25 protein-coding genes and 1 pseudogene are annotated in these 24,233 nt (G+C 67.9%); 6 read left to right on the top strand and 20 right to left on the bottom strand.

What is annotated here, in order from left to right; all coding sequences use genetic code 11:
- Window positions 1–51: 51 nt before the first annotated feature.
- The 6 genes from ACGGKE_RS10100 to htpX form a co-directional block, all read right to left on the bottom strand.
- A complete protein-coding gene (locus ACGGKE_RS10100) occupies window positions 52–1,818 on the bottom strand; it encodes a heparinase II/III family protein (RefSeq protein WP_394437494.1) in 1,767 nt (588 codons plus the stop codon).
- Window positions 1,815–2,477, bottom strand: a complete 663-nt coding sequence (gene rpe / locus ACGGKE_RS10095; RefSeq protein WP_394437492.1) for a ribulose-phosphate 3-epimerase — start codon at window positions 2,475–2,477, stop codon at window positions 1,815–1,817. The genes ACGGKE_RS10100 and rpe overlap by 4 nt, the downstream gene beginning before the upstream one ends.
- 89 nt (window positions 2,478–2,566) lie before the next feature.
- A complete protein-coding gene (locus ACGGKE_RS10090; protein WP_394437490.1) occupies window positions 2,567–3,058 on the bottom strand; it encodes a diguanylate cyclase in 492 nt (163 codons plus the stop codon).
- A gap of 63 nt (window positions 3,059–3,121) precedes the next feature.
- On the bottom strand, window positions 3,122–4,438 hold the full coding sequence (locus tag ACGGKE_RS10085) for an RsmB/NOP family class I SAM-dependent RNA methyltransferase (RefSeq protein WP_394437488.1): 1,317 nt from the start codon (window positions 4,436–4,438) through the stop codon (window positions 3,122–3,124).
- 25 nt (window positions 4,439–4,463) lie between these two features.
- Window positions 4,464–4,769, bottom strand: a complete 306-nt coding sequence (locus ACGGKE_RS10080) for a hypothetical protein (protein WP_394437486.1) — start codon at window positions 4,767–4,769, stop codon at window positions 4,464–4,466.
- Window positions 4,766–5,734: a zinc metalloprotease HtpX gene (gene htpX, locus ACGGKE_RS10075; protein ID WP_394437484.1), complete on the bottom strand. Its 969-nt coding sequence runs from the start codon at window positions 5,732–5,734 to the stop codon at window positions 4,766–4,768. Before htpX ends, ACGGKE_RS10080 begins: the two co-directional genes overlap by 4 nt.
- 89 nt (window positions 5,735–5,823) lie before the next feature.
- On the opposite strand from htpX, the gene ACGGKE_RS10070 reads away from it, so the two are divergent.
- From ACGGKE_RS10070 to ACGGKE_RS10060, 3 genes are all read left to right on the top strand, one after another.
- On the top strand, window positions 5,824–5,997 hold the full coding sequence (locus ACGGKE_RS10070; protein WP_228164941.1) for a DUF1674 domain-containing protein: 174 nt from the start codon (window positions 5,824–5,826) through the stop codon (window positions 5,995–5,997).
- A 184-nt stretch (window positions 5,998–6,181) separates the two neighbouring features.
- On the top strand, window positions 6,182–6,619 hold the full coding sequence (locus ACGGKE_RS10065; protein ID WP_394437481.1) for a hypothetical protein: 438 nt from the start codon (window positions 6,182–6,184) through the stop codon (window positions 6,617–6,619).
- 90 nt (window positions 6,620–6,709) lie between these two features.
- Window positions 6,710–7,588, top strand: coding sequence for a UTP--glucose-1-phosphate uridylyltransferase (locus ACGGKE_RS10060; protein ID WP_394437479.1), 879 nt, complete (start codon window positions 6,710–6,712; stop codon window positions 7,586–7,588).
- Between the two features lie 111 nt (window positions 7,589–7,699).
- Here ACGGKE_RS10060 and ssb read toward each other — a convergent pair whose 3' ends face one another.
- The 4 genes from ssb to ACGGKE_RS10040 all read right to left on the bottom strand — a co-directional run bounded on the left by ssb (window position 7,700) and on the right by ACGGKE_RS10040 (window position 11,223).
- Window positions 7,700–8,290, bottom strand: a complete 591-nt coding sequence (gene ssb, locus ACGGKE_RS10055) for a single-stranded DNA-binding protein (RefSeq protein WP_394437477.1) — start codon at window positions 8,288–8,290, stop codon at window positions 7,700–7,702.
- 56 nt (window positions 8,291–8,346) lie between these two features.
- Window positions 8,347–10,212, bottom strand: coding sequence for a ferrous iron transporter B (locus ACGGKE_RS10050; RefSeq protein WP_394437475.1), 1,866 nt, complete (start codon window positions 10,210–10,212; stop codon window positions 8,347–8,349).
- The gene (locus ACGGKE_RS10045; protein WP_394441886.1) at window positions 10,209–10,475 is read right to left on the bottom strand and encodes a ferrous iron transport protein A; all 267 of its coding nucleotides are present in this window, start codon (window positions 10,473–10,475) and stop codon (window positions 10,209–10,211) included. Before ACGGKE_RS10045 ends, ACGGKE_RS10050 begins: the two co-directional genes overlap by 4 nt.
- A gap of 85 nt (window positions 10,476–10,560) precedes the next feature.
- The gene (locus ACGGKE_RS10040) at window positions 10,561–11,223 is read right to left on the bottom strand and encodes a COQ9 family protein (protein WP_394437473.1); all 663 of its coding nucleotides are present in this window, start codon (window positions 11,221–11,223) and stop codon (window positions 10,561–10,563) included.
- A 175-nt stretch (window positions 11,224–11,398) separates the two neighbouring features.
- On the opposite strand from ACGGKE_RS10040, the gene ACGGKE_RS10035 reads away from it, so the two are divergent.
- Window positions 11,399–12,481 (top strand): alkene reductase, encoded by a 1,083-nt coding sequence (locus tag ACGGKE_RS10035; protein ID WP_394437471.1) that lies wholly within the window; start codon window positions 11,399–11,401, stop codon window positions 12,479–12,481.
- Window positions 12,482–12,562: 81 nt separating this feature from the next.
- On the opposite strand, the gene ribH is transcribed toward ACGGKE_RS10035, so the two are convergent.
- The 6 genes and pseudogenes from ribH to ACGGKE_RS10005 form a co-directional block, all read right to left on the bottom strand.
- Complete coding sequence (ribH, locus tag ACGGKE_RS10030; RefSeq protein ID WP_394437469.1) at window positions 12,563–12,988, bottom strand: 6,7-dimethyl-8-ribityllumazine synthase; 426 nt, start codon at window positions 12,986–12,988, stop codon at window positions 12,563–12,565.
- Window positions 12,989–12,999: 11 nt separating this feature from the next.
- Window positions 13,000–14,277 (bottom strand): 3,4-dihydroxy-2-butanone-4-phosphate synthase, encoded by a 1,278-nt coding sequence (gene ribB, locus ACGGKE_RS10025; protein ID WP_228164934.1) that lies wholly within the window; start codon window positions 14,275–14,277, stop codon window positions 13,000–13,002.
- A gap of 69 nt (window positions 14,278–14,346) precedes the next feature.
- Window positions 14,347–14,961 carry a riboflavin synthase gene (locus ACGGKE_RS10020; protein ID WP_394437466.1) on the bottom strand — a complete coding sequence of 205 codons (615 nt, stop codon included), beginning with the start codon at window positions 14,959–14,961 and terminating at the stop codon, window positions 14,347–14,349.
- Window positions 14,962–15,036: 75 nt separating this feature from the next.
- The gene (gene ribD, locus ACGGKE_RS10015; protein WP_394437464.1) at window positions 15,037–16,014 is read right to left on the bottom strand and encodes a bifunctional diaminohydroxyphosphoribosylaminopyrimidine deaminase/5-amino-6-(5-phosphoribosylamino)uracil reductase RibD; all 978 of its coding nucleotides are present in this window, start codon (window positions 16,012–16,014) and stop codon (window positions 15,037–15,039) included.
- Window positions 16,015–16,022: 8 nt separating this feature from the next.
- Window positions 16,023–16,493, bottom strand: a complete 471-nt coding sequence (locus ACGGKE_RS10010) for a hypothetical protein (RefSeq protein ID WP_394437462.1) — start codon at window positions 16,491–16,493, stop codon at window positions 16,023–16,025.
- 86 nt (window positions 16,494–16,579) lie between these two features.
- Window positions 16,580–16,687, bottom strand: a pseudogene (locus ACGGKE_RS10005) (energy transducer TonB); the annotation flags it as partial.
- 177 nt (window positions 16,688–16,864) lie between these two features.
- Between ACGGKE_RS10005 and ACGGKE_RS10000 the strand changes: the two are divergent.
- On the top strand, window positions 16,865–17,461 hold the full coding sequence (locus ACGGKE_RS10000) for a hypothetical protein (protein ID WP_394437460.1): 597 nt from the start codon (window positions 16,865–16,867) through the stop codon (window positions 17,459–17,461).
- 92 nt (window positions 17,462–17,553) lie between these two features.
- Here the strand turns inward: ACGGKE_RS10000 and ACGGKE_RS09995 are convergent, their stop codons facing one another.
- The 3 genes from ACGGKE_RS09995 to ACGGKE_RS09985 form a co-directional block, all read right to left on the bottom strand.
- Entirely contained in the window at window positions 17,554–18,819 is a 1,266-nt protein-coding gene (locus ACGGKE_RS09995) for a DUF445 domain-containing protein (protein ID WP_394437458.1), read from the bottom strand.
- Window positions 18,820–18,917: 98 nt separating this feature from the next.
- On the bottom strand, window positions 18,918–22,085 hold the full coding sequence (locus tag ACGGKE_RS09990; RefSeq protein WP_394437455.1) for an efflux RND transporter permease subunit: 3,168 nt from the start codon (window positions 22,083–22,085) through the stop codon (window positions 18,918–18,920).
- A gap of 78 nt (window positions 22,086–22,163) precedes the next feature.
- Window positions 22,164–23,336, bottom strand: coding sequence for an efflux RND transporter periplasmic adaptor subunit (locus tag ACGGKE_RS09985; RefSeq protein ID WP_394437453.1), 1,173 nt, complete (start codon window positions 23,334–23,336; stop codon window positions 22,164–22,166).
- A gap of 260 nt (window positions 23,337–23,596) precedes the next feature.
- Between ACGGKE_RS09985 and ACGGKE_RS09980 the strand changes: the two genes are divergently transcribed.
- Entirely contained in the window at window positions 23,597–23,845 is a 249-nt protein-coding gene (locus ACGGKE_RS09980) for a GlsB/YeaQ/YmgE family stress response membrane protein (protein ID WP_394437451.1), read from the top strand.
- Between the two features lie 63 nt (window positions 23,846–23,908).
- Here the strand turns inward: ACGGKE_RS09980 and ACGGKE_RS09975 are convergent, their stop codons facing one another.
- Window positions 23,909–24,163: a GlsB/YeaQ/YmgE family stress response membrane protein gene (locus ACGGKE_RS09975; RefSeq protein ID WP_394437449.1), complete on the bottom strand. Its 255-nt coding sequence runs from the start codon at window positions 24,161–24,163 to the stop codon at window positions 23,909–23,911.
- Window positions 24,164–24,233 lie beyond the last annotated feature (70 nt).

Below are 24,233 nucleotides of genomic sequence, written 5' to 3'. Positions count from 1 at the left end.
AACGGGATAAGGTAAATGAATCCTGACCGGCCTGATGCCGATGGCAGGCGTTCATCCCATTCGCTTGAACAGCCAGCCGATGCTCGACCCGCCGGGCAGCGCTTCGCCGGTCACGACCAGCTGGCGCGTGGGGTGGGGATAGCCATGACCGTCCACCCACAGGCTGTCCTCGACGCTGAGCACGCCCGCGCCGGTCCGGAACTGCCAGAGCGCGCCATGGTCGATGCGCAGCACGGCGGCCTGGCTGTCGGCGGTCAGCGTGGGTTCGACGCCGGGCGCGAGGTGGAAGCGCAGCTGCACCGGCTGGCGCACCGGGCGGCGGCGGCGCTCGGCCGGGGTCAGCATGTCCTCGCCGCGCACTTCGCGACCGTCGCCGCTCACCATCAGCAGCCGGCGGTGGATATAGCCCATGCGCCGCACATAGCCGTCATGGCTCAGCTCCAGCCGGCTGCCATTGTCCATTTCCTGGCGGTTGAGCTCCACCTCGGTCACGCCCTTGCCCAGCGTCCCGTCGGGCAGCAGCGCGGTGGAATTGCTGTCGTTCAGCACCAGCGTGCTGTGCGCCGCCGTGGTGCGCAGCCCCTGCGCCAGGTCGGCGGGGATCCACGCGCCCTCCAGCGCCGCGCCGCCGCAATTGACGATCAGCCGCTGCGGCCCGTCGCTGATTTCGATCGCGCCGGTGGAGGCGCAGCCCGCATCGGCCAGCCGTGCGACCGGCGGCGGCGCCGCGTCGATCTGCACCACAGTCGCGCCGGCGGCAATCCGCTGATAGCCCCAGTCGCGCGCCTGGCGCAGCGGGCGGGTGCGCACGCGGCTCGCCTGCACCACCGCCTCGACGCTGTGCGGGTCGAACGCGCCGGCGCCCTGCCAGCTGCCAAGGCCGCCATCCCCATGGGTGAGGCCCAGCAGCGCCGGCACCGCCCGCGACAGCACATCGGCAAGGCACAGCGGCGGCTTTTCCCGGCGCACATCATAGACGGCGCGCAGCATGGACAGCGCCATGATCGCCTCCATCTGCGCCAGGGGCGATCGCGACACGATGCCGCCATCGGCATGGATGCCGCTGTCGATCGCGCGCTTCAATCCCGCTTCGCCGAACTGCCGCCGCGCCTCGCCACCCGGGATCAGCAGGCCCGCGGCGATGATCGCGCACCAGGCGACGATGCGTGGCAAGCCGATCGGCGCCTTGTCGGCGCCGCGGTCCAGATGGCGGGCTGTGCGCGCGATGCAGTTGAGCACCAGCGACCGATAGACGAGGTCGCTCGATGACAGGATCAGCGGCGCATGGGCGGTCCAGAACAGCAGCCGCCAGCCGGCATTGTCCGCTCGCCAGGCCGGCTCGCTGGGCGTTTCGGCATGGGCGTCCAGCCATTTGCGCATCACCGTCTCGGCGATCGGCGCGCCCTGTTCGCGCGATGCGCTGGCCGCCAGGTCCCGCAACCAGCGAAAGCCGTGCAGATAATCGGAAAAGGCCGGACCCACGCCCGGCCGCGCAAAGTCCAGCCGGTCGATCGGCAGCTTCTGCCCGCGAAACAGGAAATAGCCCGCCCGCATCGCCGCGCCGGCGCGCCCGTCGCCCGGCACGTCGTCATCGGGCACGGCCAGAAGCTTGAGCGGATATTTGCCCTTCAGCCGGCGGCCATGGATCGGCGTCTTCCAGCTGAGCAGATAGAAATGATGGGCGATCTTCTGCGTCAGCGACAGGCCCTTGTCATCCGCGACGCGGATGAGGCGCTTGCCCTGCTCGATGCCGTCCTCGCCCTCCTCGGGCGGCAGGTCCTGGCCGCGGCGGACCGACAGGCGGCGCGGCTCGCTCACCCGCCCCGCAGCTGGCGGATATTGTCGGCATAGGCGCTCGGGCCCCCGCGGAAGGTCGCGGTGCCGGCCACCAGCACGTCCGCGCCCGCCGCGATCGCCCCGGGCGCGGTGTTGAGATCGATGCCGCCATCGACCTGCAGGCGGATGTCGCGGCCCGACTTCTCGATCATCTTCGCGCACGCCTCGATCTTGCGCAGCTGGTTTTCGATGAAGCTCTGGCCGCCAAATCCGGGATTGACGCTCATCACCAGAATGAGGTCGATGTCGTCGATCAGATAGTCCAGCATCTTCGCCGGCGTGCCGGGATTGAGCACCACGCCCGCCTTCACGCCCAGCGACTTGATATGCTGCACGGTGCGGTGGATATGCGGCCCCGCCTCGGGATGGACGGTGATGATGTCCGCGCCCGCCTGTGCGAAGGCGTCAAGATACTGGTCCACCGGAGAGATCATCAGATGGACGTCGAAGGGCTTTTGGCTGTGCGGGCGCAGCGCCTTCACCACCGCCGGGCCGATCGTGATATTGGGCACGAAATGGCCATCCATCACGTCGATATGGATCCAGTCGCAGCCCGCTTCGTCGATGGCGCGCACCTCCTCGCCCAGGCGGGCGAAGTCGGCGGACAGGATGGAGGGCGAGATGAGGATGGGACGGGTCATTAACCGCTCGCCTTAGTGGTGCGCGCGGCGCGAGGCAACGGGGATTTTCCCCCGAGTCGGCACGGCCCGGCCGGGCTTCGCCAAGCCGTTCAAAGCATGACGAAAATGGTCGGATCCAGTTGCCGCGACGGGCGCGCGCCGCGGGGCAGCATCTGCTTGACGCCATGCAGCCCGACGACATGGCTCCCCGCGTCCAGCACGGGCGCCGCGATCAATCGCATCGCGCAGCGGCCAGCGCCGTCGGCCTGATCGATGTCCACGTCCAGCGTGAAGCCGCGCTTGTGGCGGATCGCATAGGCGCGCAGCCGCTCCATCGGCCCGCGCGACTCCGGCGCATAGAGCGACACCGCCAGCGACCGGGACACTTCCAGATCGCGCTCCAGGCCGAATATGTCGTAAACGCCCGCGGTCCAGCACAGCCGGTCGTCGCGCAGGTCGCAATGCCACAGCCCCAGACCGCGCTCGGCCAGCGCGGCGTCGTTGCGAGCGATCTCCGGGTCCAGCAGCACGGGGGCGAGATGCGCGCGCAGTTCGTAAAGCGGCCAGCTATGATGCAGCGGTAATGGCTCGATCGGACGCATGCGGCGCTCTTTCGTTACGGTCGGCGTATCGTCGGCCTAGCACCATATGGTTAACGCGCCCTGTTACTGCCTGGCAAGGCGCGCGATGAAGAAGCCGTCGGCGCCGCCCTGCTCGGCCAGCATGTCGGGCAGCGTGCGCAGCCATCCCGGCGCGGTCGCGGTCATGCCCTGGGGCAGCTCCCCGCTCTCGATCGGCAACAGCGCGAAGTCCGGTCGCGCGGCCAGGAAGCGCGCAATCTGTTCCTCGCCCTCGGCTTGCTCCAGCGAGCAGGTGGCATAGACCATGCGCCCGCCCGGCGCCAGCCAGTCGGCCGCCCGCGCCAGCAACTGCGCCTGCAATTCCGCCAGTTCCGCGATCTGGCGCGGGCCGATGCGGTGCAGCACGTCGGGGTGGCGGCGATAGATGCCGGTGGCCGAACAGGGCGCGTCGAGCAGGATGGCCCCGACCGGCGCTGGCGGCGACCATTGGCGCAGGTCGGCCGTGACCGTTTGGGCATTAAGGCCGGTGCGCGCCAGATTGTCCGACAGCCGCTCCAGCCTTTTCTTCGACTGGTCGACCGCCGTGACGCGCCAGCCGGCCGCCGCCAGCTGCATCGTCTTGCCGCCCGGCGCGGCGCACAGGTCGAGCGCGCTGCGGCCCGCGCCGTCCCCCAGCAGCCGCGCCGCGCAGGATGCGGCGATGTCCTGCACCCACCAGGCGCCCTCGGCAAAGCCGGGCAAATCGGGGATGGCCACGCCCCCTTCAGCGGGATTGGCGGGCAAGCGGACATGGCCCGGCGCGAAGGATGCGCCGCCCAGCGCATCTGTCCATTTCGCTGTCTCGTTCGCGTCGCGGAGGCTGACATCCACCGGCGGCCGCACGCCATAGGCGCGCGCCGCGGCCTGCGGCATCTCCGCGCCCCATTGTTCGGTCCAGCGCGTCACCACCGGCTGGGGAAGGGTGGGCGGTTCGGGAAGTGTCGGTTCGCTGCGCGTCACCGTGCCGAACACGCCATGGACCAGCTTGCGCGGGCCGCCATCGACCAGCGGCAGCGCGGTGGCGATCGCGGCATGGGGCGGCGTGTCCATTCGCAATGCCTGGGCCAGCGCGATGCGCAGCACCATGCGCGCCTTGGCATCGTCCGGCAGGGTCTGGCGCGTGGCGCCGTCGATCAGCGCGTCGAGATCGGGCAAGTGGCGCAGCACTTCGGCCGCGATGGCATGAGTCAGCGCGCGGTCCTCGCGCGGCAGGCCCTGGGCCGCGCCGTGCAGCGCCAACTCCAGCGGCTCGCCCCGCCGCAACACTGCGTCCAGTAGCCGGAGCGCGGCGCGGCGCGCGGGCAGGCCGGGGACATCGTCGGGGCGGGGACGGGACGGGCGCGATGGAGAACGAGGGGGCATCTGCGGCCCCTACGCCTTTTCGCCTTCAAAGAAAATAAGAGAGCCCGAGCCCGGCGGCGAGGAACAGGGCGATCCAGAAGAGGATGCCGGTCCAGAGCGCCAGCCAGTCCGATCGGCGCGGCCGCGCGCTCACCCCTTTCGGCACGGATTGGAGCGACGAGGGGATGCGCTTGCCGCCCAGGGTGACAACAGCAATGACCCGGCGTCCCACGCCGTGAAAGAAGCGAGCGCTGTGCCGGGAAAAAATCTGGTCTACGGTCAGATCGACGGCGAAGCCGCCCACCTGCCGCACGAGAAAGCCGGCGGCGTCGGCAGCGATGTCATCGATCATCCGCGGCCATGCGGGTCGAGCGCGCTGCGGCGGCGGGGCGCGCTGGCGGGCGGTGCGGCGATCGGCGACAGAGCGGACGCGCGGGAGCGGGCGGGCATCGCCGACGCGCCGGCGTCCGCCTTACCCTCCACAGCGCCTATTGCGCCCGCCATTTCCTGCAGCGCGGCGATGCGCTTCTCGGTCGCGGGATGGGTGGAGAACAGCTCGCTGACATGCGTGGGCACGATATAGAGCTGCGCCGCGGCGGGATTGCGCTGCGCCACCGGATTGGGAATGGCCTGCGCCCGGCCGGAAATTTTGGCGAGGGCGGAGGCGAGCGCATGGGGATTGCCGCTGATTTCCGCGCCCGCGCGGTCGGCGCCATATTCGCGCGTCCGGCTGATCGCCATCTGCACGATCATCGCGGCGAAGGGGGCGACGATCATCGCCAGCAGGCTGGCCAGCATATTGCCATGGCCATCGTCCCGCCCACCGCGAAAGAAGAGGCCGAACTGCGCCAGCATGGAAATGGCGCCGGCGATGGTCGCGACCATGGTCATGATGAGCGTGTCGCGATTCTTCACATGACCCAGCTCATGCGCCATCACGCCCGCCACTTCGTCGCGGCTGAGCATCGCCAGCAGCCCGGTCGTGGCGGCGACGGCGGCATGATCGGCGTCGCGCCCGGTGGCGAAGGCGTTGGGCGCATCCTGGTCGATCAGATAGACGCGCGGCATCGGCAGGCCCGCGCGCTGCGCCAGCTGCTGCACCAGCCGGTAGAAATCGGGGGCGCTGCGCTCGTCGACTTCCTGCGCATTGTGCATCGACAGGACGATCTTGTCGGCGTTCCAGAAGGTGAAGAGGTTCATGCCTGCCGCCACCAGCAGCGCGATCACCGCGCCGCCGCTGCCGCCCAGCGTATAGCCGAGCGCCATGAACAGCGCCGTCAGCGCCGCCAGCAACATGGTCGTCTTCATGCCGTTCACTTGCTTTATGCTCCTTGCCCGCCCAGATAGCAGGTCGGACATGAATATGGGGTGGATCGCCCCCGCCCGCAATCGAAAGGCCGCGACTTATGGGAACCTTCAACGGCAAGCGTCCCGCGCATGTGACCCCCCCTGCGCATCTGTCGAAAAGCCCGCCGGTGCCGCAGCCCGACCCGATCGACAATCCCACGCCCCATGACGAGGCCATGAGCCCCGTCCGCTATGGCGACTGGGAGCGCAAGGGCATCGCCATCGATTTCTGACGGCGGGACGCGCGGCGCGCCTTCACGCTTCGCCGCCCTTCCTGCACGGCTGCCGGTGATCCGTGCCCCAGCCGCGAGGAGCGCGCATGCGCGGCACTGGCCTAGCCCCCGTTCCCGGGTGCAGGACTCGACGCCATAGAGGAGACTTCGGGGCGTGGGTGTGCATCTGGTATCTGACGTTAATGTGAAACCTGTTTCGGAATATGCGCCGGAGGATGCGGCGCTGCTCTGTTCGGTCGGGCGGCTGATCTGCGCCTGGACCATGCTGGAACAGAGCCTGGAGGCGAAGGTCGGCCTGATGCGCGAGGGCATGGGCGACGTGCGCACCGTGGGCGCGCGCACTCGGCCCAGCATGACCAAGCTGATGACCGAATTGCGCACGATGGTCGCCATGCGCGACCGGCGCAACGCCAGCGCGCTGACGGAAATTTCGGCGATCGAGCGGGACATGCAGCGGATCGACCGGTTCCGCGCGCTCATCATCCAGGGGTTCCAGCAGCCCGAGCCCGGCGGCTTTGCCTGCCGCGACCCGCGCAACAACCAGGTCCATGTGTCGCTGGACCAGCTGGAAGGCGAAATTTCCGCCCTGGAGGAGGTAGCGCGGCGACTTCTGGCCGTGTGACGCGTTACGGCATGCGCAAACGCTTGACCTTTGCGGCTTTCGCCGTGATTTCAGGCACGTCTTTCCGCGTTGCAGCGAGAATGGAGCAGCATGTCCCACAAGCCTATTCGCAAAGTCATCTTCCCGGTTGCCGGTCTTGGCACCCGGTTCCTGCCCGCCACCAAGGCGGTGCCCAAGGAATTGCTGCCCGTCGTCGACCGGCCGCTCATCCAATATGCGGTGGACGAAGCCCGGGAAGCGGGCATCGAGCAGATGATCTTCGTCACCGGTCGCGGCAAGGGCGCGATCGAGGATTATTTCGACATCGCCTTTGAAACCGAGATCACCCAGCGCGAGCGCGGCAAGGATCTGGGCGCGCTGGAAGGGACGCGGCTGATGCCCGGCAATGCCGTCTTCATCCGCCAGCAGGAGCCGCTTGGCCTGGGCCATGCCATCTGGGTCGCGCGGGAAATCGTGGGCGACGAACCCTTCGCCATCCTGCTGCCCGACGAATTCATGAAGGGCGCGAAGGGCAATGGCTGCCTCAAGCAGATGGTCGACGCCTATGACAAGGTCGGCGGCAATCTGGTCTGCGCGCTGGAAATCCCGATGGACGAAACGCCCAGCTACGGCGTCATCGATCCGGGCGCGCGCGACGGCGTGCTGACGGAAGTGAAGGGGCTGGTCGAGAAGCCCAAGCTGGGCACCGCGCCGTCCAACCTGATCGTGCCGGGCCGCTATATCCTGCAGCCCGAAGTCATGAAGATTCTCGAAACGCAGGAAAAGGGCGCGGGCGGCGAGATCCAGCTGACCGACGCGATGGCGGCGATGATCGGCACCCAGGCCTTTCACGGCGTCACCTTTGAAGGGCGTCGCTTCGATTGCGGGTCGAAGGCCGGTTATATCGAGGCGAATTTGGCGCTGGCGCTGGAGCGCGACGACCTCAAGGACCATATCCGCGCCTTCGCGCAGGAGGAACTGGCGCGCTGAAGGGCGGCGCGTCAAAGGGTCGCCGGCTCCGTCCCGCAATAGCGTGACGGCATGAAAAAAGGCGGCGTCCCGATGGGAAGCCGCCTTTTTTCGTCGAACGATCCGCGCCGATCAGAACGGCACTTCGTCGTCCAGGTCGTTGTCGAAATTGGGGCTGCCCGCGCCGCCGCGGCTGCCGCCCTGCGACCGGCCGCCGCCAAAGCCGCCACCCTGGTTGCCACCGGACCCGCCGCCAAAATCATCATAGTCGCCGCCGCCAAAGCCGCTCGATCCGCTCTGCCAGTCGCTCACCCCCTGCGACCGGCCGCCACCGCCGCCATAGCCGCCGCCCTGACCGCCACCGCCGCCGGGCGCGCCGTCCAGCATGGTGAGGACCGAGCCCAGGCCCTGTAGCACGACTTCGGTCGTGTAGCGATCATTGCCCGACTGATCCTGCCATTTGCGGGTGCGCAGCTGGCCTTCGATATAGACTTTGGACCCTTTGCGCAGGAAGCGTTCGGCGACGCCGACCAGCCCTTCGGAAAAGATGGCGACGCTGTGCCATTCGGTGCGCTCCTTGCGCTCCCCGGTCATGCGGTCCTTCCAGCTTTCGGACGTGGCGATGCGCAGATTGCACACCTTGCCGCCATTCTGGAAGCTCTTGACCTCCGGGTCGGCGCCCAGATTGCCGACCAGAATGACCTTGTTGACCGAGCCTGCCATGATTCCTCCGATAGATTGATCGGCCGTTATAGAGCGCGGCTCCAGCCCTTCAAGCGCTAAGCCAAGCCTAAGGCCGTCGCCGTCCAGTAGGTGAGGCCCGCCGCGACATAGGCCAGGGCGAAGAGATAGACGGTCATGAAGATCGGCCATTTCCACCCGTTGGTTTCGCGCCGCGTCACCGCGATGGTGGAAATGCATTGCGGGGCGAAGATGAACCAGGCGAGGAAGGCGAGGGCCGTGGGCAGCGGCCATTGCCCCTTCAGCCGGTCGCCCAGGCTTTGCTCCAGCGCCGCTTCGTCATCGCCCGCGTCGATCGAATAGACGGTGGCGAGCGCCGACACCGCGACTTCGCGCGCCGCCATGGCGGGGATCAGTGCGAGCGAGATGTCGCGGTTGAAGCCGATCGGTTCCAGCACGACGTTGAGGCCGCTGGCGATCCGGCCGGCGATCGAATGATCGACCTGGCTCGCGGGATCGCCTTCGGGCACGCGCGGGAAGCTCAGCAGCACCCACAGGATGACGGTCGAGGTGAAGATGATCGTGCCGGCGCGCTTGAGGAAGATGACCGCGCGCTGCCACAGGCCCAGCAAGATGTCCTGGGGGTGGGGCCACTGATATTTGGGCATTTCCATGAGGAAGCTGCCGCTCGCGCCCCTGGTGACGGTCAGCCGCAGGACCAGCGCCACCAGCATCGCGCCGATGATCCCCGCCAGATAGAGGCAGAAGAGGACGAAGCCCTGCAGGCCGATGCCATATCCGATGTCACGGGCCGGGATGAAGGCGCCGATGATCACGGCATAGACCGGGAGCCGCGCCGAGCAGGTCATCAGCGGCGCGATCAGGATCGTCGTCAGCCGGTCCTTGGGATCAGAAATGGTGCGGGTCGCCATGATGCCGGGGATGGCGCAGGCGAAGGAGGAGAGGAGCGGGATGAAGGCGCGGCCCGACAGTCCCACCTTGGCCATGATGCCATCCATCAGGAAGGCGGCGCGGACCATGTAGCCGGTCGCTTCCAGCATCAGGATGAAGAAGAAAAGGATCAGGATCTGCGGCAGGAAGACGACCACCGAGCCGACGCCGTTGATGACGCCATCGACCAGGAAGGAGCGCAGGATGCCGTCGGGCAGGCTGTCGCGCGCCAGGCCGGCGGCCGCCTCGGCCACGCCCTCGATCATCGCGATCGGCGTTTCCGACCAGGCATAGACCGCCTGAAACATGACGAACAGCAGGGCCAGCAGCAAGGCGAGGCCGAAGACGGGATGCAGCGCCACCCGGTCGACCGCGGCGGTCAGCCGGCGGGACGGCGTTTCGCGTATGATCGCCGCGCGGGCGATCCGCCGCGCTTCCTGGCGCGTGGCGTCGAAGTCGCGCGCGGGCGCTGCGGCGGCGGGATAGGCGGACGGCGCGCCGTTCAGCAAGCCTTCCAGTTCGGCGCGCAGATGATCGAGGCCGCGCTTGCGCACCGCAACGGTCGCCACCACCGGCACGCCCAGTTCGCGCGACAGGGCGCCGGCGTCCAGCTCTAGCCCGTCGCGAGTGGCGAGATCGACCATGTTGAGCGCGACGATCGTCGGCAGGCCCAGCGCGATCAGTTCCAGGGCGAAGCGCAGATGATTGTCCAGATTGGCGGCGTCGACGACGATGACCAGCGCGTCGGGCCGCTTTTCGCCCGCCTGCCGGCCCATGACGACGTCGCGCGTCACTTGTTCGTCCGGGCTGGCGGGGTCCAGGCTGTAGGTGCCGGGCAGGTCGACCAGTTCGACCGGGCGGCCGTCGGCCCGCGCCAGGCGGCCCGCCTTGCGCTCCACGGTGACGCCCGGATAATTGCCCAGCTTCTGCCGCGCGCCGGTCAGCGCGTTGAACAGCGCGCTCTTGCCGGCATTGGGATTGCCGACCAGCGCCACCAGCGGCAGCGCGCTCATGCCTGCGGCTCCGGCCCGGTGTCCAGGCCCGTGCGCACGGTGACCGCGGCGGCATGAGCGCGCCGCATCGCGATGATCATGCGCCCGACGCGGCAGGCGATCGGCCCGCGCCCCAGCAGCCCGCCATGATGCAGCGCCTCCACGCTCGCGCCTTCGCACAACCCGAATTCCCGCAAGCGTTGCGCATCAATGGCGGACAGGCTGGTCCAGTCGATCAGGTCGACATAGGCGGGTTGCCGCAAGGGCAGGTCGGTCAGGCGCAAAGGAAAGTCACTCACAGGCTATATGCTGCGAGTGACTATCAATACCCCTGCGCCATGGCCAGCGGGAATCGCGCGGGGCCTTGGCTCAGATCGCGGGGTAGCGCAGCCGACCAATGAAGCGCGACAGGCTCAGATGCTCGCCCCCGCCGGCGTTGCGGAATTTCGCCTTGGCCTTTTCGAAGCGCATCACATCCTCGACCCGGCGGGCGAGGAAGGCGCGGCTGTCGGCATGGCCTTCGCTATCGTCATTGACGAAGACCAGCAGCGTCGACCCATAAATGGCCGACAGCGTCATGCGCTTGCTATAATGGTTGAAGTCGCTGGCCGTGTCGCCGGCCGCGCGCCACATGATGTCGGCCGCGCGCCAGCCCAGCTTCCCCGCGCGCACCACATGGCCGGGCTGCGCCAGCACCGCCAGCGCCCGGCGCAGCGCTTCCCGATCAGGGGCCAGCAGCGCCAGCCGCGCTTCCACCAGGGCGATGATCTTCTTGCGGATCGACAGGGCGCCGAGTTGGTCTGCCGGCAGCGCCTCCAACATGCGCGCGTCGATGCTGGCGAACCAGGCGTCGATCATGCCGATCGCTCCGTCGGTGAAGGCAAGCTGCGCCACATCGGCGTCGACGCCCTTTTCCTGCGCCGCCATCGCCACCGCCTGGGGGCGCCAGCCGTCGAACGCGGCATGGCGCGGCAGGATCGGCGCCAGCAGCGCGCGGATTTCGTCGAGGGTCAGGTCCTGGGTCTCGCTCATGGCGACAATCTAGGCCCGGCCGCCGCTTCGCACAACTATTTGCCGCCGCGTTCGTTGGGACGAATGTCCGCGCCAGGGTGGGAAGGGGGGTTGAACCCGGCGGGGTCGCTCCCTAGTTGCCAAGGCGCATCCCCGTTGCAATATGCAACGCATGATGGCGAAGGGAGATTATTGAGTGACGACCCTGTTCGATCCGATCCAGCTGGGCGCGATCGCAGCGCCCAACCGCATCCTGATGGCGCCGCTGACCCGCGCCCGCGCGACCCGCGACCATGTGCCCACCGCGCTGATGGTGGATTATTACCGCCAGCGCGCCTCTGCCGGCCTCATCATCAGCGAAGCGACCGGCATTTCGCGCCAGGGCCTGGGCTGGCCCTATGCGCCCGGCCTGTGGAGCGAGGAACAGGTGGAGGCGTGGAAGCCGATCACCGCCGCGGTCCATGATGCGGGCGGCCGCATCGTCGCCCAGCTCTGGCATATGGGGCGGCTGGTCCATCCTGCCGTGACGGGAGAGGACCCGGTGTCGTCGAGCGCGATCGCGGCGCCCGGCCATGCCCATACCTATGAAGGGAACAAGGATTATCCGACGCCCCGCCCGCTGGAAGTCTCGGAAATTCCCCAGCTGCTCGAAACCTACGCGCACGCCGCGCGCAACGCGCGGGCGGCGGGCTTCGACGGCGTGCAGATCCATGCCGCCAACGGCTATCTGATCGACGAATTCCTGCGCAACGGCGTCAACCAGCGCACCGACGACTATGGCGGCAGCCCGGAAAACCGCGTGCGCCTGTTGCGCGAAGTCACCGGCGCGGTGGTGGACGCGATCGGCGCGGATCGCACGTCCGTGCGCCTGTCGCCCAATGGCGTCACGCAGGGCACCGACGACAGCGATCCCGCCACCCTCTTCCCGGTGGCGGCGCAGGCGCTCGATGCGCTCGGCATCGCCTTTCTGGAACTGCGCGAGCTGACGCCGACCGGCACTTATGGCAGCAGCGACGTACCGCGCCAGTCGCCGCTCATCCGCCAGCATTTCAAGGGGCCGCTGATCCTCAACAGCGACTATACGAAGGAAAGCGCGCAGGCGGCGCTCGACAGCGGCGTGGCCGACGGCATCGCCTTTGGCCGGCCCTTCATCGCCAATCCTGACCTTGTCGAGCGGCTGCGCACCGACGCGCCGCTCAATGACTGGGATCCCAAGACCTTCTATACCCAGGGCGCCGAAGGCTATACCGACTATCCGGCGCTGGAAACCGTCGCCTAACCCGCTGCCCTATTGTCGAGAAGCGGCTGGCGACGCGCCGCCCGCTTCTCGACAGACTTCAGAGGCGCGGATGCCCCCGGATCAGGCGACGCCGAAACGCCCGCGCAGCGCCAGCATGGCGATGGCCGCCTTGGCCGCTTCGCCCCCCTTGTTCTTCTGGTCCGGGCGCGCGCGCACCAGCGCCTGTTCCTCATTCTCGACCGTCAATATGCCGTTGCCGATCGCGATGCCGTCCATGCTGAGCGCCATCAGGCCGCGCGCGCTTTCGTTCGACACGACTTCGAAATGATAGGTTTCGCCGCGGATCACCACGCCGATCGCGACGAAGCCGTCATAGCGGCCGGTTTCCGCCGCCATCGCCACCGCGCCGGGAATTTCCAGCGCGCCGGGCACCGTCACCACCTCATAGCGGTGGCCGTCCTCGTCCAGCGCGGCCTTCGCGCCTTCGATCAGCAGGTCGTTGAGATGGTCGTAGAAGCGCGCTTCGACGATCAGGAATTTGGCCATGTCGATGTTCCTTACAGCTCGATCGGGCGCTGCCCAACCACGGACAGGTCGTAACCGTCAAGCGCGATCAGGCTGTGATGGCTGTTGGTCAGCAGCACCATGTCATGCACGCCCAGCTCCGCCAGGATCTGCGCGCCCACGCCATAGTCGCGCAGCTCGTCCATGCCCGCGCCGGACTTGTCGACGGCCCGCAGCAAGCGGGTGAGCATGTCGGGCGCGTCGTAGCGCAGGGCGACGATGATGCCCGCGCCTTCCTGCGCGATGATCTCCATGCAGCGCTCCAGCGTGCCCGATCGCGGCCCTTCGCGGCCGAACATGTCGCTGAGCGGCGCGATCTGATGCATGCGCACCAGGGTCGGCCGATCGGGATCGACATGGCCCTTCTGCAGCACCAGCTGCTCGCTCTGTGTCGCCTTGTTGTAGAAGCTGATCGCCTTCCACTCGCCGCCCCACCGGCTGTGGAACAGCGTTTCGGCGCGGCGTTCGACCATATGGTCGTGGCGGCGGCGATAGGCGATCAAGTCGCGGATCGTGCCGATCTTCATCTTGTGCTTGCGCGCGAACGGGATGAGGTCGTCGAGCCGGGCCATCGTCCCGTCCTCCTTCATCACCTCGCAAATGACGCCCGAGGGATTGAGCCCGGCGAGCCGCGCGACGTCCACTGCCGCTTCGGTATGGCCGGTGCGCACCAGCACGCCGCCATCCTTGGCGATCAGCGGGAAGACATGGCCGGGGCTGACGATGTCGGCCGCGCCCTTGGACCCGTCGATCGCGACCGATATGGTGCGCGCGCGGTCGGCGGCGCTGATCCCGGTGGTGACGCCCTCGCGCGCCTCGATCGACACGGTGAAGGCGGTTTCATGCCGGGTGCCATTGTTGCGGCTCATCAGCTCCAGGCCCAGATGCTCGACCCGCTCGCGCGTCAGCGCCAGGCAGATGAGGCCGCGGCCATGTGTCGCCATGAAGTTGATCGCGTCGGGCGTCGCCATCTGCGCAGGGATGACCAGGTCGCCTTCATTTTCGCGATCCTCGTCATCGACCAGAATGAACATGCGCCCGTTGCGCGCTTCGTTGATGATCTCTTCGGGACTGGCGAGGGCGGTGCCGCCCTCGCGCTTCAACAGATAGGCCTCCAGCTTGCCCAGCGTTTCGGCGGTGGGGTTCCAGTCCGCCTCGCCCAGCTTGCGCAGCGAATTGGCGTGCAGACCCGCGGCGCGCGCCAGGCCGGAACGGGACATGCCGCCGTCGGTGACGAGGCTGCGGACGGTATCGAGAAGCGCGGACGACATGAAAACGACTCCTTTCCCGGTCGGGATCGGCTCATATCACATCGCAATGTGATTACTTCAAGAGTTAAATCACACCGAGCGGTTGCGCAGCGCCTGCATCCGATCGAGATAGCGCGCCAGCACGTCGATTTCCAGGTTGAAGGCGCGGCCTTCCTCCAGCCGGTCCAGGGTGGTGGCGGCGGCGGTGTGCGGGATGATGTTGAGTCCGAAATCGACGCTGCCGTCGGGCCGGTCCTCGACGCTGTTGACCGTCAGCGAAATACCGTCGACCGTGATCGACCCCTTGGCCGCCAGCGCAGCGGCAAGTTCCGCCGGCGCGCGGATCACCAGCCGTGTCGAATCGCCCTCGGCCTCCGCCGAAACCAACTGGCCGATGCCATCGACATGGCCGGTGACGATATGCCCGCCCAGTTCGTCGCCGACCTTGAGCGCGCGTTCCAGGTTGAGCCGGCCGCCCTGCGCCCACAGGCCGGGCGCGGTGCGCGCCACCGTTTCGGCAGACAGGTCGACGGCGAACCAGTCGTCGCCCTTTTCCACCACCGTCAGGCAAGCGCCCGAACAGGCGATGGACGCGCCGATCGCGACCCCGTCCATCGCGTAGGCGCAGCCGATAACGAGGCGCAGGTCGCCGCGCTGCTCGCGCGTGCGGATCGTGCCGATGTCGGTGATGATGCCGGTGAACATTGCCGTTTGCCCTGATTTGGCCCTGTATGGTTTGGCCCTGTCTGGACGACCGAAGGGAGGAATGGGGGGAGAGGCTTAGGCGCTCCGGATCGCCTCGTAAACCTCCAGCCGGTCGACGCCCAGCATGCGGCTGTCGCACAGGCGCCAGCGGCCATGGGCGTCGGCCAGATCCTCCAGGCCGATGTCGCCCACGCCAGCCAGGCCCGATCCCACCAGGATCGGCGCGCGGTAGAGCAGCAGCCGGTCGACAAGGTCGGCGCGCAGGAAGGCGGCCGCCGTTTCCGCGCCGCCCTCGACCAGCAGATGATCGACCCGCTCCAGCGCCGCGATCTCCTCGGGCGCGCCGATCCGTTCCCAATCCGCCGGCGCGTCCCCCCGCGTCAGCAGCAGCCGGCGCGGCGAACGATCGGCAAGGCCGGGCAGTCGCACGTCGAGGCGCGGCGCATCGGCGCGCAGCGTGCCGCCGCCCACCAGGATCGCGTCATGGCGGGCGCGCTCCACATGCGCATGGGCACGCGCTTCGGGACCGGTGATCCAGCGGCTCGATCCATTGGCGAGCGCGATCCGCCCGTCGAGCGAGAGGCCGAGCTTCAGCGTGACATGCGGTCGCCCGCGCGTCTGGCGCAGCACGAAACCCGCCATAGCCGCCGCCGCTTCCTGCGCCATCAGCCCCATGTCGACGGTGACGCCCCGGTCGCGCAGCCAGGCCGCGCCCTGTCCATCGGTGCGCGGATCGGGATCGCGCAGCGCGATGACCACGCGGCTGACACCGGCGCGCGCCATCAGATCGGCGCAGCGCGGCCCGCGCGGGCTGAGGTGGAAACAGGGTTCCAGCGTCACATAGGCTGTCGCGCCCCGGGCGCGATCCATCGCCTGGTCCAGCGCCTGCGCCTCGGCATGGGGACGGCCGCCCTTCTGGGTCCAGCCGCGCCCGACGACGCGGCCGTCCTGCACGATCAGGCAACCGACATTGGGATTGGGGGTGGACAGGCCGCGTCCGCGCGCCGACAGGGCGATGGCCGCGGCCATGTAGCGCCGATCATCAGCGGGCACGGGCGCGCTCAGGGTCTGGCGACCCCCGCCGCATCCGCGCCGGGCGCGGCCTTTTGCGCGGTCTCCGCCTTCACCAGCCGATCATCGAGCATCCGGTTGATCGCCTTCACCGCTTCCTTCCGCTCGGCGGTGTTGCGCTTTTCCTCATCGCGCCATTCGATCCCGAAGGCGTCGGCATAGCCCTGCATGCGCTTCTGCTGCTTCACCAGAGCGGCCTCCCGCTTGGCGAAATCGATCTTCTGCTGGAGGATGATCGCCGCGTCGGACCGGTTCGCGTCCCAGCTTTCGACGTAGATGATCTTGTTGCGGGTCGGCATCGTGTTCGTGTTCGCGTCGATGACGAAGGTCCACACGATCACCCAGGTGAGCGCGACCGACAGGCCGAGCAGCGGCCATTTATGCTGCCGCTGCTGGCGGAAATAGCCCCAGAAGTCGCCAAGCGCGCTTTTGGGGGAAACGGGACGGGGAAAGATCGCCATGCCGTTCCTATAAGCCAAGGCGAGCGCGGATGCAAAAGAGTCGATCCTGGCGAAGCCCTGCGCGGGTGGCGCAGGGCTTCCGACGCTCAGCGATCGCTGAGCGTGAAGCGCACCGTCAGCACCTTCGTCGATGCCACCGCCACGCCGTCGCGGGTCGCGGGACGGAAACGCCATTTGCGCAGCGCGTGGCGCTGGGCCGGCGGTGGGCGGCGGAGGTGGAACATGGAATGGCGCGGGCGTCAGCGTGTCACCCGGCCGGAAGTCTGCGGTCAGTGTCGACACGTTGCAATATTCCGGCTGCATCGGGACATATGGCGGCAAAGCCCCCGTGCGACGCCGTGGCGCGACACGCCCCATCGTCAGGAGCCTTCATGCGTTTGCCAGCCCTTCTTCTTGCCGCCAGCCTGCTCGCCCCATCCGTCGCGGCCGCGCAGCCGCAGCCGCAGCCGCAGGGGGAGGCGGGCGGCCCCTGGGCGGCGGATGCCGACCGGGACGGCCGCATCACGCGCGACGAGATGCGCGTTTATATGGAGCGCCGCTTCGGCCTGATGGACCCGGATGGCGACGGGTTGGTGCCGGTGCAGACGATGCAGCGCATGCTGGGCCATGAGCGCCGGGCAGCGGCTGCGGGCGGAATCGGCGATCACGGCTCCCGCGGTGAGGGCCGGGGTCGCGGCGGGCTAGGTGGGCGCGGGCCGGGCGGCGCGGGCGGCCCGCCCCTCGGCAGTCCGCCGCCCGGGGATCGCGCCGATGCCGGCGCGCCGCCGCCCCCGCCGCCCGGCCGGTCGATGCCCTGGCCGGAAGATGGCAATGACGATGGCCAGATCGGCCGCGACGAATTTCTCGCCCCCGCGCTCGTCATGTTCGATGATCAGGATCGCAATGACGACGGCGTGCTGAGCGCCAAAGAGCTGCCGCCGCCGCATGGCGATGCGCCTCGCCCGGAGGAGGCGCCGCCCGCCAGCTGACCGGTTCCATCAGGGGCTGCCGCCGACTCTCTCCTCTGCGCGGCCAGTCCCGCCGGGGCGCACCGATTGGCCCGGTGCGCCCCGGCTTCGCGTCACAGCAGCGTGTCGATGGCGTGGATGGCGAGACCGACCAGGCCGCCCACCAGCGTCCCGTTGACGCGGATATATTGCAGGTCGCGGCCTACCGCATGTTCCAGGCGGCTGGTGACCGTGCCCGCATCCCATCCGCGCACCGTGTCGCTGACCAAACGCACGATCGCGTCGCCATAGCTGGCGGTGGCGCCGACCGCGGCGCGGCGCACGAAGCGATTGATCACCAGCCGCAGCCGCGCTTCCTGCTGCAACGTCCCGCCCAGCGCGCGCAGCGCCTCGCCCAGCCGCCCCGCCATGGCGCGGCCGGGATCGCGCACCGCGCGCAGCAGCCCCGCGCGGGCCTGTTCCCACAGGCCGTCGATCCAGCGCTGCATCGCCGGATTGTCGAGTATCTCGTCGCGGATCCCTGCGACCTTTGCCTGCATCTCCAGGTCGAACTGCAGGTCGAAGGCGAGCTTGGCCATGCCTTCTTCCGCCTTCAGCCGCAGCGGGTGGCCAGGATCCTGCGCCATGTCGCCGAGCAGCTTGCGCAGACCCGACAATATCGCGTCGGCCAGATTTTCGTCGAGCCCCGTCCAGCGCAGCACCTTGCCCGCACGCTCATGCACCATCTGCCGGATCAGATGCTCGTTCGCCTCCAGCGTGCGGTCGGCCCAATGCACGATGCTGTCCATCACCGGCCCGTGCCGCCCGTCGCGCATCGCGGCTTCGATCGCTTGGCCGGCCAGCGGCGCGATGTTGATGGCGCGCAGCCGCTGGCCGATCGCCCCCTTCACCATGCCGCCCAGCCGTTCCTGGTCCAGCGCCTCCAATATGTCGGCGATCAGCCGCGACGCGCCTTCGCGCAGGCGTCCGTCGCCGCCAGACGGGCTCGCCAGGAAACGCCCCGCCGCAGCCGCCACATCCATGTGCCGCATGCGCCGCGCGACGACCGCGGGGGTCAGGAAATTGTCGCGCAGGAAGATGGCGAGCGTGTCGCCGATCCGATCCTTGTTGCGCGGAATGATCGCGGTGTGCGGGATGGGCAGGCCCAGCGGATGGCGGAACAGCGCGGTCACCGCGAACCAGTCGGCCAGGCCGCCGACCATCGCCGCTTCGGCAAAGGCCTGGACGAAGCCGATGGCGGGATGAATGTGGATGGTGGTGCGGGCGATGACGAACAGCAGCGCCATCGCCACCAGCATGCCCGTGGCCACAATCCGCATGCGCCGCGCGGGATGGGGCGACGGGGCAAGGGGCGACCGGGGCGCGGACAGCAGCTTCATGGGCAGGAAACGGTTACGCGCCCGTTTCGTTCAGGCAAGGCGTTCTTTTGGGCAAGCGCGCTCTCGATGGCGGGGCGGCCCGGCCGGACCGCCCGCGATCATTCGGCGGGCGCATGGCCCGGCACCGGGCGGCCATTGTCCCCCGGCTTGTAGGTCAGCAGGCCACGGCCCAGCCGCGGCCCGACCCAGCTTTCGAGGCCAATCGCCAGGCTGAACACGGCCGGCACGATCACCAGCGTCAGCAGAGTGGACAGGATGAGGCCGCCGATCACGGTGATGCCCATCGGCGCGCGCCACGCCGCGTCGCCCGACAGCGACAGGACCGTGGGCACCATGCCCGCCACCATGGCGACGGTGGTCATGACGATGGGCTGGGCGCGCTTGTGCCCGGCGTCGATGATCGCTTCCTTCTTGGGCACCCCCTTTTCCATCTCCTCCAGCGCGAAGTCGATGACGAGGATCGAATTTTTGGCGACGATGCCGAGCAGCATCAGCAACCCGATGAAGACCGGCATCGACAGAGGCTGGCCGGCGACATGCAGCGCCAGCGCGCCGCCAAGCGGCGCCAGAAGCAAGGAACCCAGATTGACGAAGGGCGGCATGATCCTCTTGTAGAGCAACACCAGCACCGCCAGCACCAGCAGCACGCCCGAGAAGACGGCGATGGCGAAATTCTGGAGCATTTCCTGCTGGAACTTGCTGTCGCCGACATTGAGCTTCTGCACGCCCTGAATGCGCCCCTCGTTGATCGCCTTCATCGTGGGCAGGGCGTTGAGCTTGCCCATCGCCTGACTGGTGACGAGGCCCGGCGCGAGGTCGGCGCCCACGACGATACGCCGGATCTGGTTGAAGCGGCGGATCTGCGTCGGCCCCGCGCCGAAATGAATGTCGGCCACGACCTTGAGCGGCACCGATCCGCCGCTCACCGTCGACACGGGCATATTGGCGATGGTGTCAAGGTCCTTGCGGCTTTCCTCCGCCAGCGACACGCGGATCGGGATCTGCCGGTCCGACAGCGAGAATTTGGCGCTGTTCTGGTCGATGTCGCCGATCGTGGCGATGCGGATCGCGTTGCTGAGCGCAGCGGTGGTGACGCCCATGCTGGCTGCAAGGTCCAGCCGCGGGGTGATGATGATCTCGGGGCGCTGCATGTCGCCCTGCACGCGCGGCGCGCGCAGTTCGGGCAGCGTCGCCATCTCCTTGACCAACTGGTTGGCGGTATTTTCCAGCAGTTCCGGGTCGTCGGAGCCGAACATCATGATGATGTCACGGCCAAAGCCGCCGCCTGACTGGGATTGGAAATTGACGCGCGCATCGGCGATCGACTGGAATTTGGGCGCGACCTTGCGCTCCCATTCGACCGAACTGATCGGCCGATCCTTTTTCAGCGTCAGGAAGATGTCGGCGCTGGTCGGCTCGATGTCGGCGAAGGCGGCCTCCACCACGTCGGTGTCGGCGGACAGCATATCGGCGACCTTGCGCGAGACTGCCGTCGTCTGCGCCAGGGTGCTGCCGGGCACGGTCTCGATCTTCACCTGGCTGAAATCGGTATTGATGGTCGGCTGGAACGTCATGGGCAGGGTGGCGAAGGCGACGATCGTCGCGACGAAAGCCAGGATGCCCGCACCCAGCGTCCAGACGCGATGATCGGTGAAGAAGCCGGCCATTCGGTTGCGCAGCCCCCCGCGCGCACGCCGCGCCTTGGCCTTGCGATCGTCCAGCGACCAGCGCAACACGCCCATATAGCGGTCCATCAGCCAGCCCTCGCCATGGCTTTCCTCGCCATGGGCCTTGAGGAAATAGGCCGCGACCATCGGCGTGATCAGGCGCGCCACGGCCAGGCTCATCAGCACCGATACGACGACGGTCATGCCAAACTGGATGAAGAACTGCCCGGCCAGCCCCGGCATCAGCGCCACCGGCAGGAACACGGCAACGATCGCCATCGTCGTCGCCAGGACTGCCAGGCCGATCTCGTCCGCGGCATCGATCGACGCCTGATAGGCGGATTTGCCCATGCGCATATGGCGCACGATATTCTCGATCTCCACGATCGCGTCATCGACCAGCACGCCCGCGACCAGGCTGAGCGCCAGCAGCGAAATGCCGTTCAGCGTGAAGCCCATCATGTCCATGAACCAGAAGGACGGGATGGCGGACAGGGGAATGGCGAGCGCGGAAATCATCGTCGCGCGCCAGTCGCGCAGGAACAGGAAGACGATGACGACCGCCAGCACCGCGCCCTCGATCATCGCCGACATGGCGCTGTGATACTGGCCACGGGTATATTCGACGCTGGTGTAGAGCTGCTTGAACTGGACCTTGGGATTTTCCTTCTTCAGCTTGTCGAGGACCTTCAGCGCCTCGTCATAGACGGTGACGTCCGACGATCCCTTGGCCTTCTCCATGCTGAAACTGGTCACCTGCCGCCCGTTCATCAGGGCGAGGCTGCGCTGTTCGGCATACATGTCGCGCACCGTCGCGAGATCGGCCAGTTTCACCGTCCGGCCGCCCGATATGGCGATCTGGGTCGCCCCCAGGTCGCGTGCGCTTTCGGCATTGCCCAGCACCCGGATCGACTGTTCGGCGCCGGCGATTTCCGTGCGGCCGCCCGCTGCGTTCAAATTGACCTGCTGCAACTGGGCGTTCACCTGCGCGGCGGTGACGCCATAGGCCTGCAGCTTGGCCGGATCCAGGATGACGCGGATTTCGCGGCTCACGCCGCCGCCGCGATTGACCGCCGCCATGCCGCTGATCGACAGCAACCGCTTGGCCACCGTGTTGTCGACATACCAGGACAGTTCCTCCAGCGTCATGTCGGTCGCTTCGGCGCTGAAATAGGCGATCGGCCCGCCATCCACGTCGATGCGCTGCACCTGCGGCTCCAATATGCCGTCTGGCAGGTCGCTGCGGATCTGGTCCACGGCATTTTTCACATCATTGACCGCGCGATCGACCGGCGTGCCGATTTCGAACTGGACGTTGGTGAGGGACTGCCCCTCCATCGCGATCGAGGTGATTTCGTCCACCCCGCGCACGCCGCGTACCGCCGCCTCGACACGCTGGGTGATCTGCGTCTCCAGCTCGCTGGGCGCTGCGCCCGGCTGCGAAATGGTGACGCTGACGAAGGGGAAGCTGACGTCGGGATTATTGTTGACGTCCATCCGCATGAAGCTGACGAGCCCCGCCAGCACCAGGGCGGCGAACAGCACCAGCGGCGTCACCGGGTTGCGGATCGACCATGCGGATATGTTGCGAAAATTCATCACGCGCTTCCTTCACCGGACGCCCACAGGCTGCCCGCTATCCTGTCCTGTTTCGCACCGGGCCTGCGCCCGCCTGCGTCAGCGTCCCTTGGCCGGTTCCGGCCTGACCTTCTGTCCCGGCGTCAGGAAGGCGCCGGCCGAAGTGACGATCTTCTCGGTGCCGGTGATGCCGCCGGTGATGGCGACGCCCGCTTCGGACACCTGGCCGACCGACACGTCGCGCCGCTCCACCTGGTTCTTGCCGTTCACGATATAGACGAAGCTGCCCTTGGGGTCGCTCTGCACCGCCGATTCCGGCAGCAGCGGGGCGCTGCCCGATCCGCTGGTGATCGTAGCCGAAGCAAAGCCGCCGGGGCGGATCGCCTTGTTATAGGGGACGGCGATGCGTGCGATGCCCTGGCGCGTCTGCGGATCGACCACGGGCGACACCTGCCAGACGCGGCCGGCGACCTGCATGTCGCTGCCGATCGGCGTCACCGTCGCGCTGTTGCCGGGGCGCAGGGTCGCAAGATCGCCTTCGGCCACCTGCGCCTGCATCTCCATTTCGCCATCCTTGGCCATGCGGAACAGCACGCCGCTGCCCGCCTGGACGATCTGGCCCGGTTCGACCGATCGGGTCAGCACCAGCCCGGCGGCCGGCGCCTTGATGTCGAGCCGTCCGGTGCGGGCGCGCTGTTCGGCCAGTTGCGCCTGGGCGACGCGCACCCGCGCTTCGGCCTGGTCCCGGGTGGCGGTGCGCTGGTCGATGTCCGCCGCGCTGATGAAGCCGCGGCCGACCAGCGCCTTGGCGCGATCGAGCTGCGCTTGGGCGAGCTTGGCCTCGGCGCGCGCGACCTCGACCTGGGCGGCGAGCGAGCGCACCTGCTCGCTCTGCACCGACCGCTCGATCGTCGCCAGCGTCTGCCCGGCGCGGACCCAGTCGCCCGGCTGCACCAGGACGCGCGTCACCATGCCGCCTTCGCCGACCACGCCCACTGGCATGTCGACCCGCGCCGCGAGCGAACCCGTCGCGCTCACCGTGCGCGCCACCGTCGATTGCCCGGGGCTGGTCACGGTCACCACCGGCGCGACCGCGCCCGGCGCTGGCGCCGCGGCGGTGTCGCCGCCGCCGCGCATCGAAATGGCGACGGCCGCCGCGACCAGCGCCACGGCGACGCCCGCGCCGATGATCAGCTTCTTCCTGCTCCGGCGCCGATCATCCCCATCCATGACGATCGTCGAGTCGCCCAGCACCTGGGTTTCGTAGTTCATGCCGATTCCATCTCTCCGGCGCTTCGCCCCTGTTAGCGACTGTATTATATGAATATAGCACCTGCCTCAAGCCCATTTATCATGCGGTGAGGGGACAGATCAAAGCGATAATGCGAGCAGGCGACGCGCGACGGTGCCGCCCATCATCGCGGCGAAGCAAAAGCACCGCACATGCCGTTTCGGGATCGAACCGACTTGCCAAAACCGCGGCGTTGTGGCGCTATGGCGGCGGTCGCATATCGAATAATGGAGAGTCCATCATGGACTTGCTAGGCTGGATTTTCGTCGGCCTGCTGGCGGGTGCGCTGGCGAAACTGGTGATGCCCGGGCGCGACCCGGGCGGATGCGTGGTGACGATCCTGCTGGGGATCGCCGGCGCGCTGCTCGCCGGGTTCGTCGGGCGTCTGGCGGGCTTCTACGCTCCGGAGGAGGGCGCGGGCTTCGTCGCGGCCGTGCTGGGGTCGGTGGCCGTGCTGGCGCTGTATCGCTGGTTCGCGGTGCGCCGGTAAGGACCAACGAAAAAAGGCCGCGCCTTTGCAGGCGCGGCCTTTTAGTGATGACGTGTCTGGCGCTTAACGTACGGACCCGCGACGCACCAGATTGACGATCGCCAGCAGGATGATCGCGCCGACCAGCGAAACCAGGAAGCTGTAGACGGTCAGGCCGTCGTTGATCGAACCGCCGCTGAAGATCAGCCCGCCGATGAAGGCGCCGACGATGCCGACCACAATATTGAGCAGGATGCCCTGCTGCGCATCGGTGCGCATGACCATGCTGGCAAGCCAGCCGATGATGCCGCCGACGATAAGCCACAAGATGATTCCCATGTTACTCTCCTTGACCAGGCCCCCATCGGGTTGGGTGCTTGTTCAACGGAGCAAGGGGCATCGCGTTCCA

It is taken from the genome of Sphingobium naphthae (genome assembly GCF_043589935.1).
GTDB classification, from domain to species: Bacteria; Pseudomonadota; Alphaproteobacteria; order Sphingomonadales; family Sphingomonadaceae; genus Sphingobium; species Sphingobium naphthae_A.
The sequence above is the reverse complement of the archived record's forward strand: the minus strand, read 5'-3'. Positions and strand labels throughout refer to the sequence as shown.

Excerpts from the sequence above, each read along its gene's own strand:
- rpe (WP_394437492.1), bottom strand. The coding sequence starts at position 2,477 with ATGACCCGTCCCATCCTCATCTCGCCCTCCATCCTGTCCGCCGACTTC.
- ACGGKE_RS10090 (WP_394437490.1), bottom strand. The coding sequence starts at position 3,058 with ATGCGTCCGATCGAGCCATTACCGCTGCATCATAGCTGGCCGCTTTAC.
- ACGGKE_RS10085 (WP_394437488.1), bottom strand. The coding sequence starts at position 4,438 with ATGCCCCCTCGTTCTCCATCGCGCCCGTCCCGTCCCCGCCCCGACGAT.
- ACGGKE_RS10080 (WP_394437486.1), bottom strand. The coding sequence starts at position 4,769 with ATGATCGATGACATCGCTGCCGACGCCGCCGGCTTTCTCGTGCGGCAG.
- ACGGKE_RS10070 (WP_228164941.1), top strand. The coding sequence starts at position 5,824 with ATGGGAACCTTCAACGGCAAGCGTCCCGCGCATGTGACCCCCCCTGCG.
- ACGGKE_RS10060 (WP_394437479.1), top strand. The coding sequence starts at position 6,710 with ATGTCCCACAAGCCTATTCGCAAAGTCATCTTCCCGGTTGCCGGTCTT.
- ssb (WP_394437477.1), bottom strand. The coding sequence starts at position 8,290 with ATGGCAGGCTCGGTCAACAAGGTCATTCTGGTCGGCAATCTGGGCGCC.
- ACGGKE_RS10050 (WP_394437475.1), bottom strand. The coding sequence starts at position 10,212 with ATGAGCGCGCTGCCGCTGGTGGCGCTGGTCGGCAATCCCAATGCCGGC.
- ACGGKE_RS10040 (WP_394437473.1), bottom strand. The coding sequence starts at position 11,223 with ATGAGCGAGACCCAGGACCTGACCCTCGACGAAATCCGCGCGCTGCTG.
- ribH (WP_394437469.1), bottom strand. The coding sequence starts at position 12,988 with ATGGCCAAATTCCTGATCGTCGAAGCGCGCTTCTACGACCATCTCAAC.
- ribB (WP_228164934.1), bottom strand. The coding sequence starts at position 14,277 with ATGTCGTCCGCGCTTCTCGATACCGTCCGCAGCCTCGTCACCGACGGC.
- ACGGKE_RS10020 (WP_394437466.1), bottom strand. The coding sequence starts at position 14,961 with ATGTTCACCGGCATCATCACCGACATCGGCACGATCCGCACGCGCGAG.
- ACGGKE_RS10010 (WP_394437462.1), bottom strand. The coding sequence starts at position 16,493 with ATGGCGATCTTTCCCCGTCCCGTTTCCCCCAAAAGCGCGCTTGGCGAC.
- ACGGKE_RS10000 (WP_394437460.1), top strand. The coding sequence starts at position 16,865 with ATGCGTTTGCCAGCCCTTCTTCTTGCCGCCAGCCTGCTCGCCCCATCC.
- ACGGKE_RS09995 (WP_394437458.1), bottom strand. The coding sequence starts at position 18,819 with ATGAAGCTGCTGTCCGCGCCCCGGTCGCCCCTTGCCCCGTCGCCCCAT.
- ACGGKE_RS09990 (WP_394437455.1), bottom strand. The coding sequence starts at position 22,085 with ATGAATTTTCGCAACATATCCGCATGGTCGATCCGCAACCCGGTGACG.
- ACGGKE_RS09985 (WP_394437453.1), bottom strand. The coding sequence starts at position 23,336 with ATGAACTACGAAACCCAGGTGCTGGGCGACTCGACGATCGTCATGGAT.
- ACGGKE_RS09980 (WP_394437451.1), top strand. The coding sequence starts at position 23,597 with ATGGACTTGCTAGGCTGGATTTTCGTCGGCCTGCTGGCGGGTGCGCTG.
- ACGGKE_RS09975 (WP_394437449.1), bottom strand. The coding sequence starts at position 24,163 with ATGGGAATCATCTTGTGGCTTATCGTCGGCGGCATCATCGGCTGGCTT.